Annotated in this window: 9 protein-coding genes and 1 pseudogene; all 10 read right to left on the bottom strand. The window is 71.3% G+C overall.

Annotation, left to right across the window (positions count from 1 at the left end; all coding sequences use genetic code 11):
• Window positions 1–199, bottom strand: a pseudogene (locus tag VEC04_RS09085) (PhoH family protein); the annotation flags it as partial.
• Window positions 200–204: 5 nt separating this feature from the next.
• Window positions 205–1,593, bottom strand: coding sequence for a tRNA (N6-isopentenyl adenosine(37)-C2)-methylthiotransferase MiaB (miaB, locus tag VEC04_RS09080; protein ID WP_324776017.1), 1,389 nt, complete (start codon window positions 1,591–1,593; stop codon window positions 205–207).
• A gap of 43 nt (window positions 1,594–1,636) precedes the next feature.
• Window positions 1,637–2,116: a Fur family transcriptional regulator gene (locus tag VEC04_RS09075; protein WP_324776015.1), complete on the bottom strand. Its 480-nt coding sequence runs from the start codon at window positions 2,114–2,116 to the stop codon at window positions 1,637–1,639.
• A 27-nt stretch (window positions 2,117–2,143) separates the two neighbouring features.
• Window positions 2,144–2,581 carry a GNAT family N-acetyltransferase gene (locus tag VEC04_RS09070; protein ID WP_324776013.1) on the bottom strand — a complete coding sequence of 146 codons (438 nt, stop codon included), beginning with the start codon at window positions 2,579–2,581 and terminating at the stop codon, window positions 2,144–2,146.
• A 23-nt stretch (window positions 2,582–2,604) separates the two neighbouring features.
• Complete coding sequence (tsaB, locus tag VEC04_RS09065; protein WP_324776011.1) at window positions 2,605–3,288, bottom strand: tRNA (adenosine(37)-N6)-threonylcarbamoyltransferase complex dimerization subunit type 1 TsaB; 684 nt, start codon at window positions 3,286–3,288, stop codon at window positions 2,605–2,607.
• Window positions 3,289–3,313: 25 nt separating this feature from the next.
• A complete protein-coding gene (locus VEC04_RS09060) occupies window positions 3,314–3,703 on the bottom strand; it encodes a helix-turn-helix transcriptional regulator (RefSeq protein WP_324776009.1) in 390 nt (129 codons plus the stop codon).
• Window positions 3,704–3,773: 70 nt separating this feature from the next.
• Window positions 3,774–4,346, bottom strand: coding sequence for a helix-turn-helix transcriptional regulator (locus VEC04_RS09055; protein WP_324776007.1), 573 nt, complete (start codon window positions 4,344–4,346; stop codon window positions 3,774–3,776).
• A gap of 237 nt (window positions 4,347–4,583) precedes the next feature.
• Window positions 4,584–5,141, bottom strand: coding sequence for a NifU family protein (locus VEC04_RS09050; protein WP_324776005.1), 558 nt, complete (start codon window positions 5,139–5,141; stop codon window positions 4,584–4,586).
• Window positions 5,142–5,258: 117 nt separating this feature from the next.
• Complete coding sequence (locus VEC04_RS09045; protein WP_324776003.1) at window positions 5,259–5,723, bottom strand: universal stress protein; 465 nt, start codon at window positions 5,721–5,723, stop codon at window positions 5,259–5,261.
• Window positions 5,724–5,965: 242 nt separating this feature from the next.
• Window positions 5,966–10,843 carry an NAD-glutamate dehydrogenase gene (locus VEC04_RS09040; RefSeq protein WP_324776001.1) on the bottom strand — a complete coding sequence of 1,626 codons (4,878 nt, stop codon included), beginning with the start codon at window positions 10,841–10,843 and terminating at the stop codon, window positions 5,966–5,968.
• Window positions 10,844–10,980: the final 137 nt, after the last annotated feature.

Genomic DNA, 10,980 nt, shown 5'->3' with positions numbered 1-10,980 from the left:
GGGCGGCCAGCGACAGGATGGTTTCCTTCGCGTGCGAACGCGACTTGGCGTCGCCGCGCACCGAGACCCCGCCGCCCGGCGTCTCCACCAGGACGTGGAAGCCGTCTTCGATCAGGGCGGCGTGGCGGCTGTTCGGCCCGGAAACGGCGTGCACGCCGACGTCGGACAGGGGGATGAAGTCTTCGGCTCTGGGGCTCATTCAGATCACGCGGCCTCGGCGCTATCGGTCAGCGCGCCGCGCAGGCTGTTGTTCCCCGCCGCCTCGAGGCGCACCGGCGCGATCTCGCCGATCAGCCCTTCGGCGCCGTCGACGTGCACGGCCTGCAGCCAGGGTGACCGGCCCACCGCCTGGCCGGGATGGCGGCCGGGGCGTTCGAACAGCACGTTGACGGTCTTGCCCACGCTCGCCGCGTTGAAGCCGTGGCGCTGCTCGTCGAGCAGGGCCTGCAGCCGGTGCAGCCGGTCCTCGCCGGCTTCCCTGTCCACCTGCCCGGGCATGGCCGCGGCCGGCGTCCCGGGGCGGCGCGAGTAGCGGAAGGAGAAGGCCGAGGCGTAGTTCACCTCGCGCACCAGCTTCAGGGTGTCCTCGAAGTCGCGCTCGGTCTCGCCGGGGAAGCCGACGATGAAGTCGCCGGACAGCGCCATGTCCGGCCGCGCCTCCCGGATGCGGTCGACGAGGTCGAAATATTTCTGACGCCCGTGCTTGCGGTTCATCAGCCGCAGGATCCGGTCCGAGCCCGACTGCACCGGCAGGTGCAGATAGGGCATCAGCGCCTCCAGCTCGCCGTGGGCCGCGATCAGGTCGTCCGACATGTCGTTGGGATGGCTGGTCGTATAGCGGATGCGGTCCAGCCCCGGAATCTCCGCCAGCGCATAGGCCAGCCGCGCCAGCGTCGAAGGCGTCCCGTCCGCCCCCTCGCCGTCGTAGGCGTTGACGTTCTGGCCCAGCAGGGTGACCTCGCGCACCCCTCGCGCCGCCAGCTCCCGCGCCTCGGCCAGCACGTGGGCGACCGGCCGCGACCACTCCGCGCCGCGGGTGTAGGGCACGACGCAGAAGGTGCAGAATTTGTCGCAGCCCTCCTGCACGGTCAGGAAGGCCGTCACGCCGTCGCCGCCGCGCGCGACCGGCAGGGCGTCGAACTTGTCGTTGGGCGCGAAGTCGGCCCCGATCCGCTCGCCGCGCGCCCGCGCCGTGCGGGTCAGCAGCTCCGGCAGCTGGTGATAGGCCTGCGGTCCGACCACCAGATCGACCGCCGGCTGCCGGCGCATGATCTCCTCGCCCTCGGCCTGGGCGACGCAGCCGGCCACGGCGATGGTCATGGCGCCCGCCTTGCCTTCCTTCATCACCCGCAGCTTGCCGAGTTCGGAATAGACCTTCTCGGCCGCCTTCTCGCGGACGTGGCAGGTGTTCAGGATGACGAAGTCGGCGTCCTCGGCCGTATCCGTCGGCGCATAGCCGAGCGGGCGCAGCACATCGGCCATGCGCTCCGAGTCATAGACGTTCATCTGGCAGCCGTAGGTCTTGATGAACAGGCGCTTCGGCGCGGCGCGCGCTTCATCCCCATCGGGCGGCGAAACAAGTGTCTCGGTCATGGATCGGCTTTTAGTGCCCCCGCGCCGTTCGCGCCATGGCCGGCTAGTCGAGGTCGCCGGGGTCCACCCGCGCGGCATGGCGCTTGAAGATCAATCCCTCGCGGCTGGAGGGCTCGGCCCCCTCGATCGGCTTGCCGTAGAGCTCCAGCTTGTGGCCGACCAGTTCGAAGCCCAGCCGTTCGGCGATCTCGGTCTTCAGCCGTTCGATCTCGGCGTCGAAGAACTCGATCACCTCCCCGGTGCGGGTGTCGATCAGGTGATCGTGGTGGTCGTCGCCGGCCTCCTCGTAGCGCGAGCGGCCGTCGCCGAAGTCGTGCTTCTCGACCACCCCGGCTTCCTCGAACAGCCGGACGGTGCGGTAGACGGTGGCGATCGAGATATGCGGATCGATCGACGAGGCGCGGCGGTACAGCTCCTCGACGTCGGGGTGGTCGTCGGCGCTCGACAGGACGCGGGCGATGACGCGCCGCTGCTCGGTCATGCGCATGCCGCGGTCGGCGCAGAGTTTCTCGATCCGGTCCATCGGCGCAGGATAGGCGGGCCGGGCGCCCTAGGGAAGCGGCGCGGCCAAGTTTAGGGCCAGAAGCAGGGCGTCGCGCCGCGCGCCCCCGGCGCCGGCGTAGTAACCGGGGCGGCGGCCGGCCTCGACGAACCCCGCCCTTTGGTAGAGAGCCCGCGCCGGAGCGTTATCCTCCGCGACCTCGAGAAACACCCGGTTCGCGCCGCGCGCCGCCGCCGCCAGCACGCCCTCGCCGACCAGCCGCGCCCCCTGCCCTTTCCGCCGCGCCCCGGGCCGCACCGCCAGCGTCAGGATCTCGGCCTCGTCCGCCACGACACGCATCAGGATGAAGCCGTCGGGGCTGTCGGCCGCGAACACGCCAGGCTGTGCGAGCAGGTCGGCGAAGGCGGCGGCGCTCCACGGCGCGCCGTGAGGTCCGTCGAAAGCCTCGGCGTGAATCGCGGCCAGCCTCGACGTGCGGTCGGCCATCCCTGCCTCTGTCTCCTGTCCGGTCATGCGCCGGACGGGGTCGGCCGCGGCTGGCCGGGCAGGCGGCTGGGCGGCGTCGCGTCGGGCGCGCGCAGATACAGCGGCCGCGGCGGGCTGGCCGCCGGTTCGGCCGCCGCCGTCAGCCGGGCCAGCGCCTCCGGAGCCGGTCCGGGCAGGTCCGCCGCCCCCGCGCCCACGACCTCCTCGGCGATCAGCGCCGCGCCCGACCCGACCAGCCGGACCTCCGGTCCCAGCGCCCGCACCCGCTCCATCGCCGCCTCGATCGACAGCGCCTCCGCCGGTCCCTGCGGCGCGCCGGCCCGCCAGAACCGCGCATAGACCTGACCTCGCCGCGCATCGATCAGAGCCGCCGTCGCGCCGCCCCCCTCCACGGACGCCGCCAGCCCGTCCAGCGCCGAGAGTCCCACCACCGGCCGCCCCAGGGCCGCCCCCAGTCCCTGGGCGAAGGCCAAGCCGACCCGCAGGCCGGTGAACGAGCCGGGCCCGACGGTGACGCCGATGCGGTCGATCCGTTCGAAGCCTCCGGCCTCGGCGACGGCGTCCCGCGCCATGCCCGCCAACCGCTCCTGATGGCCCTTGGTCATGGCCTCGGAGCGCAGGCCGAGCGGCCACGCCACGCTTTCCTCGACGACGAACACCCCGGCGCTGCACAGGCCCAGCGCCGTATCGACGACCAGCACCCTCACGACGCCGCCCTCCGCGGCGCGGCCGTCAGTCGTCGCGCGCCAGCGCCCGCACCACCCGCGCCACGGCCTTGCGCACGTCGCGGTCTTCGATCAGCGGCCAGGCCGCCGCCACGGCCCGCCCGTCCGGAGTGGCGGCGATGTGGCGCAGGGCGTCCCAGCCCCTGTCGGCCGGTCCGCGCGCCGTCTCGACCGGCGGAAAGAAGGCCTCGACCGAGGTGGCCAGCACCGTCGCCACCCGGTGCAGCCGCGAAGCCGAGATGCGGTTCTGGCCGGTCTCGTATTTCTGGACCTGCTGGAAGCTGATGCCGAGCTGCTGCGCCAGCGCCGTCTGCGACAGGCCCAGCGCCGAGCGGCGCAGGCTGATCCTCGCGCCCACGAAGGCGTCGACCTTCTCCGGTCCGCCGATCCTGGCCATGGCTCCGCTCCTCCTGCTCAGGACGGAACAGTTTCATGGAAACGGATCTGTTGCAACCAATTCGTTTCATCTATACATCCAGCCGGGCGACGACGGCGGAGACCTGCCGCGTCGCGGCACGGTCTATACGTTCCTCGCCGCCGCGCAGCCCGTGCACGATCAGCGCCTCCGCGTCGGCCCCCTCATAGAGGCGCACCCGCAGTTCGCCGTCGGTCGTCTCGATGACGCAGCCCTGCCCCCGGCGCGGCCAGCGGCCCGGCTCATACTCCAGCACCACGCCCGAGGCCGCCCAGGGCGCCAGATCGTCGTTCGAGAGTTGCAACCGCCGTGTCCCGGTTGCGGGACCAGCGAAGGCTCGTCCGGTGTTCTCCATGCCCGACGCCGGATCGGGCGGGGACGCGGGCGGAGCGCCGAGCTTCAGGGCCAGCGCCTCGGGCGAGGCGCCGATCGCCGTGGTCAGGCGGCGCTGCACGTCGGGCCGGAACAGGCCCGGCCGCTTGCCCGACTCGTACAGCCCCCATCCCTGGCTGGTCATGCCGACGCGCTCGCCCGCCTCGGCCTGGCTGAGGTTGGCCTCGCGGCGCAGGGCGGCGAGCGCCTCGCCGAGGCGCCGGGCGTCGCTGTCGCTCTCGAACCGGGGCATGGGGGAGATGATGGCGCCGTCGCCCGCCCGAAGCGAGGACGGATTTGTTTCAGTGACCCGAGCCCCTTCCCCTCCGTCGTCATCCTCGGGCTTGAGCCGGGGATCAGACCGTCCGGTGCTCCGTCGAAGACCCCGGCGGCCACTGTTTCAGGGCCGCCTCCAGCGCACAGACCTCGCTCCCGCCCCTGATCCTCGGGTCAAGCCCGAGGATGACGGCGAGAGAGGGAGATCAAGCCCTCAGATCACCTGCTCCACCCGCGTCACTTCGGGCACATAGTGTTTCATCATCTGTTCGACGCCGGCCTTCAGGGTCGCGGAGGACGACGGGCAGCCGGCGCAGGCGCCGCGCATGCGCAGGGACAGCACGCCGGTCTCCTCGTCGAAGGCGTCGAACAGGATGTCGCCGCCGTCCTGGGCCACGGCCGGGCGGATGCGGCTGTCGAGCAGCTGCTTGATCTCGGCCACGATCTCGCTGTCCTCGCCGTCGGGCGAGGCGCTGTCGAAGGCGCCGCCGCGCAACAGCGGCGCGCCCGAGACGAAATGATCCATGATCGCCGCCAGGATCGGCGCCTTCATCTGCGGCCAGTCGAGACCCGCCGGGTCCCGCGTCACCGAGATGTAGTCGGCGCCGAAGAAGACGCCGGCGACGCCCTCCAGCTGGAACAGCGCCTCCGCCAGCGGCGAGGCCGTCGCCTCGTCGATGGTCAGGAACTCGCGGGGCTCGGCCGAGACCTCGCGCCCGGGCAGGAATTTCAGCGCGTTTGGATTCGGCGTCGGTTCGGTCTGGATGAACATGGCCGCTAAGTGCGCCCGGGAAGCGGCCCGTTCAAGGCGCCGCGACACCTCGACCGGGGGAATGGGATCGCGCTCAAGCAGCGAGCGCCCGCGGCGCGAGCGATGCCGCCCCTGGCGTTACGCCAGATCCTCGATCTCTTTTTCCGTCAGCTCCCCCGGCACGATGGTCACCGGCAGTTTGCGGCCGGTGAAGGCCGCGCCCTGTTTGACCACCGCCGCGACCAGCGGCCCGGGCGCGCTGGAACCAGCGGCCAGCACGAGGATCTTGATGTCCGGATCCTCGCCGACGACCTTGCGGATACAGCCCTGCGGCTCGCCCCGTTCGATCAGCAGCATGGGGGTCGAGCCGGACCGCTCCGCCGCCTCCGCCGCCCAGTTTTTCAGGGTGGCCTCGGCCTCGGCCCGCGTCTGCCGCTCGATCTCCTCGCGCACCCCGGCCCAGTGCGCGTCCGAGGCCGCCGGCGGAATGATGCGCAGCATCACCACATGGCCGCCGGTCGACCGCGCCCGCCGCGATGCATAGCGCAGCGCCGCCTCGAACTCCGGACTGTCGTCGACGACGACCAGGAACTTGCGCGGCATCGGCTTCTCCCTCAGCGCCGGAACGCTAGCAGATCAGGACCGCGGTCGCGAAGGGCGAGCGTCGGGTCCACATCCCTCCCCGTCATCCTCGGGCTCGACCCGAGGATCAGACCGTCCGGTGCTCCGTGCTCAGGAGCCGGTCGCGTTCGCGGCGCCATCCCCGCCGCACAGTCCCGGCCCCCACATCTGATCCTCGGGTCAAGCCCGAGGATGACGGATGCGGATGGTCGGAAACCAGCCCCTCACCCCACTGACGACGCGATTTCCCTGATGACGCTGTTGGCGATGGTCAGTTTGGCGAACGTCCAGCCCGAGCCCGACGCCTCGATCTCGTCGACCGAGGCGCGGACGCCCTCGACGGTCTTCTGGCGCGGCCCGATCCAGGCGTCGACGGCCTTCTCAGCCGCCAGTTCCGTGGCCCCGACCGAGGCGTCCGCCCAACGGGCCACGGCCCGGGTCAGGACGACCTGCTCGTTCATCAGATCCTCGATCAGGCGCCGCACGGCCAGCCGGTCGAAATGGTCGGCCGAGGGCACGGCGCCCGCCGCCGCGCGCAGTCGGTCGAAGTCGAAGGCCGCCCCGACCTGGTGGTACAGGGTCGCCATGGCCGGCTCAGGCCAGCCCGCCTCGCGCGCCAGGTCGCCGATGTCCGCCGTGGCCACCAGAGGCCGCAGCATGGCGAAGTCGCGCGCCATGGCCCTCGAGGCGCCGTAGCCGGTGAAGGCGGCGATGCGGGCTTCCAGACGACCGCGCTCGAAGCGGGACAACACCGCCCCGCCGGCCGCCCGCAGCGCGTCCGCGGCCGGGCGATAGGCCGTGATCAGACCGTCGACCGAGGCGCCGTCGCGCATCGCCCGCCGGGCCAGCCAGAAGGTCTGGCGGCGCAGCACCGTAGAGATCTCGCCGTAGAGGGCGAGCTGGGCCTCCGCCGGAATCTTGAGGTCCAGGGCCGAGACCTGGTCCCAGGCCTCGTCGAGGCGGAATACCTGCCGCGCGGCCTCGAAGGCGATGACCATCGCGCCGGTGTCGCACTGGGCCGAGAGCCGCAGCCGCTCGGGGAAGGTCGCCCCGCACATGTTGACGATCTCGTTCGACAGCACGGTCGAGATGATCTCGCGGCGCAGCCGGTGGCGCTGCATGTCCGCCTCGAACTTCGCCAGCGGTTCCGGGAAGTAGCGGACCAGCGTCTTCCTGAAGAAGGGATCGTCGGGCGCCTGCGAGCCGACGATGTCGTCGAACAGCTCCAGCTTGGAATAGGCGGTCAGCACAGCCAGCTCCGGCCGGGTGAGCGCCTGTCCCGCGGCCTTCATCTCGGCCAGCTTGAGATCGTCGGGCAGGCCCTCGACCTTGCGGTCCAGCTTACCCTTGCCGCCGAGCCACTGCATGAAGCGCTGCTGCGAATCCAGCGCCGCCGCCCCCTCCGCCTGCTGCAGGCTGAGCGCCAGGGTCTGGTCGTAGTTGTGGACCAGCACCTTCAGCCCGACCTCGTCGGTCATCGAGGCCAGCAGGGCGTTGCGGTCCTCCGCCTTCAGCGCGCCCGAGGCGATCGCCGCCCCGGTCAGGATCTTGATGTTGACCTCGTGGTCCGAGGAATCCACGCCCGCGGAGTTGTCGATGGCGTCGGTGTTGATCCGCCCTCCGGCCCGCGCGAAGGCGATACGGCCGGCCTGGGTCAGGCCGAGGTTGGCGCCCTCCGCGACGACCAGTGCGCGCAGCTCGCCGCCGTCGACGCGGATGGCGTCATTGGCCTTGTCGCCGACCTGGGCGTCGGTCTCGTGCGGCGCCTTCACATAGGTGCCGATGCCGCCGAAATAGAGCAGCTCGGCCGGGGCCTTCATGATCGCCTTCATCAGCGCGGCCGGATCCACCGTGTCCTCGGCGATGTCGAGCGCGGCCCTGATCTCGGGCGACAGCTCGATCGACTTGGCCGAGCGCGGGAACACGCCGCCGCCCTTTGAAATCTTCTTCGGATCGTAGTCCTGCCAGGACGAGCGCGGCAGTTCGAACAGCCGCTTGCGCTCGACCCAGCTCGTCGCCGGATCGGGGTCCGGGTCAATGAAGATGTCCCTGTGGTCGAAGGCCGCGACCAGCTTGATCGCCTTCGACAGCAGCATGCCGTTGCCGAACACGTCGCCCGACATGTCGCCGACGCCGACGACGGTGAAGGGCTCGGTCTGGATGTCCTTGCCGGCCTCGCGGAAGTGGCGCTTGACCGCCTCCCACGCCCCGCGGGCGGTGATGCCCATCTGCTTGTGGTCGTAGCCGACCGAACCCCCGGACGCGAAGGCGTCGTCCAGCCAGAAGCCGTAGTCGGCCGAGATGCCGTTGGCGATGTCCGAGAAGGTCGCCGTGCCCTTGTCCGCGGCCACGACCAGATAGGGGTCGTCGCCTTCCCATATCACCACATCGGCCGGATGCGTCACCGATCCGTCGGCGGCGATGTTGTCGGTCACGTCGAGGAGGCCCGACAGGAAGGTCCTGTAGGCCCGGATCGCCTCGGCCTGCTGGGCTTCGCGGTCGCCGCCGGCGCGCACGATGGCCGGCAGGTTCTTGGGATAGAAGCCGCCCTTGGAGCCGACCGGCACGATGACCGCGTTCTTGACCTGCTGCGCCTTGACCAGGCCCAGCACCTCCGTGCGGAAGTCGTCGCGGCGGTCCGACCAGCGCAGGCCGCCGCGCGCCACCGGGCCGAAGCGCAGGTGCACGCCCTCGATGTGCGGCGCCCAGACGAAGATCTCGCGGAATGGCCTGGGCAGCGGCACGTCGTCCAGTTCGCGCGTGGCGATCTTGATCGAGATGTGCGTCTTCGGCTCGCCGTCGGCGCCGGTCTGGAAATAGTTGGTCCGCTTGATCGCCTGCACCAGCAGCGCCAGCCGCCGCAGCGCGCGGTCGTGATCGAGGCTCTTCACGTCCCGGAGCAGGGCGAACAGCTTGCCGGCCTGTTCGGCCACGGCCTTGTCGCGAGAGGCGGCGTCGCCGCCGGCGGAGGGGTCGAATTTGGCGTGGAACAGCGACAGCAGCCCGCGCGCCACGGACGGATAGTCGCGCAGCGCCTCTTCCTGCACGGCCTGGCTGGGGTCGAGCCCGGTCTGCTGGCGGTAGCGGGCGAGGGTCCGCACCAGCGCCGCCTCGCGCCAGTCGACGCCCAGTTCGATGACCAGCCGGTTGAAGCCGTCGCTCTCCGTGCGGCCGGTCCACACCGCCGAGAAGGCCTCCTCGAACGGCTCGCGCACGTCATCGAAATGCAGGTCCCCGCCGCGCGGGTCCTCGAGCAGGAATTCGTGCACGTGGATCTGCGGATCGCCCAGCGGGCTCAGCGCGTGGCCCCACTCCTCCAGCGTCTTCAGCCCCATGTCGGCGAGGATCGGCAGCACGTCCGAAAGCGGCACCGCCGCGCCCCGGCGGTAGAGCTTGAAGCGGAAATTCAGCGGCCCGTCGCCCTCTGACCGGAAGGCGCGCACGGCCACCGGATCGCCGCCGTCGTTGAGGCCGGAGGCATTCAGCCGGTCGACGGCCTGCAGGTCCCGCACCGCCTCGTCGGCGTCGTAGCGGTCGCGATAGCCGGCCCCGAAGGCCCAGGCCCAGCGGGCGCTCAGCGGCCCGACCTGGACGTCGTCGATGTCGGCCCCGCGCAGGGCGCTCTCGAAGCGGTCGACCCAGCCGCGCCCGGCCTCGGCGATCTTCGCGTCCAGCTCGGCCGGATCGGGGCAGGGGTGGTCCCCGGGGGTGACCCCGATGATGTAGTGGATGCGGACCAGCGGCTGGTCCGACAACTGCGGATACCAGGCCGACAGCCGCCCGCCCCAGGCCTCCGCCAGGATGCGGCCGATGCGCTCGCGGACCCCCGGGTTGAAGCGCTCGCGCGGGATGAAGGTCAGCACCGAGACGAAGCGGTCGAACGGGTCCTTGCGGGTGAAGCTCTTGATCCGCGGCCGGTCGTGCAGGTGCAGGATGCCCAGCGCGATCTCCAGCAGCTCGTCCTCGCCGATCTGGAAGAGTTCGTCGCGCGGATAGTTCTCGAGGATGTTCTTCAGCCGCTTGTGGCTGTGCGACCCCGCCACCTTGCCGGCCCGGGCCAGGGCGTTGGCCACCTTGCGGCGCACCAGCGGCACCTGGGTGGCGGTCTTGTCATAGGCCTCGGCGGTGAACAGGCCGACGAAGCGGGTCTCGCCCGAGGGCCGGCCGTCCGGCCCGAAACGCTTGACGCCGATGTAGTCCATATAGGCCCGGCGATGCACCCGCGAGCGGGCGTTGGCCTTGGCCACCGTCACCGGCTCGGACAGGTTCAGCTGCCGCTTCATCGACCGGGTCAGCACCGCCGGCTCGTTGGCGCGGCGCAGCACGGTGCGGTCCGGATCGGCCAGCACGCCCAGCCCGGCGCCGGACTGCGACAGCGGCGCCTCGGCCTCGTAGCCGCCGTCCCTGGTGCGCGGATAGTCATAGTCGCGCGCGCCGAGGAAGACGAAATGGTCCGCCTCCAGCCAGCGCAGGAAGGCGAGGTTCTCGGCCAGGATGTCCGGATCGGCCCCGGCCACGCCGGCTTCAAGATGGGCGATCGAGCGCGCCATCAGGGCGTTCATGGCCGCGTGATCGGTGACCGCCGCGCGCACGTCGGCCATGGTTTCCGACAGGCTCTCGCCGAGCACGTCGCGGCGCTCCTGCGGCACCGGGTCCATGATCACGATGATCAGCGAGGTGCGGACGCCGTCCATCTCGACGATGGGGTGGAACATCGAGCGCACGGTGACACCGGCCTCGGCCAGTTCGCCCATGACGCTGTCGACGAGGAACGGCCGGTCGTCCTGGATGATGGCGAGGCTGTCGTAGCCGGTCGCGCGGCCGTCGGCGCCGGTCAGCGGCCCGAAGGTGATCAGGGCGGGGTCGCCGGGCTTGCGCCCCGAGGCCGACTTCCACGCGGAGGCGAGCAGATGCGCGAGGTCGGCCCCGCCCAGCTCCGGCGTCTCGTCGGCGACGTAGTCGTCATGCGCCTGGGCCAGATAGGACCGGGCCGCTTCGCTCCGGGAGCCGGCGCCCCCGGCCGCGACCGCGGTTTCAAAGCTCGCCTCCAGCGCCTCCAGCGTGATCGCCTGAGGGAGCGTGGGGGCGGAAGCGCCGGGCATGAAGGGTCTCTTGCGCAAACGCGGCCGCTGACCGGCCGCCGAGGACGTCGTCAGACTAGGCCGCTTCGCCGCTTCGGCAAGCCGCCCGTCCCGACCCGGCTCCCCTAGGACAGGCGGCTCGCGGCGGGAAGCCCCAA

It is taken from the genome of Brevundimonas sp. (assembly GCF_035626535.1).
In the GTDB taxonomy this organism is placed as follows: Bacteria; Pseudomonadota; Alphaproteobacteria; order Caulobacterales; family Caulobacteraceae; genus Brevundimonas.
Note: the sequence above shows the minus strand (reverse complement) of the source record. Positions and strands in the feature narration are given on the sequence as shown.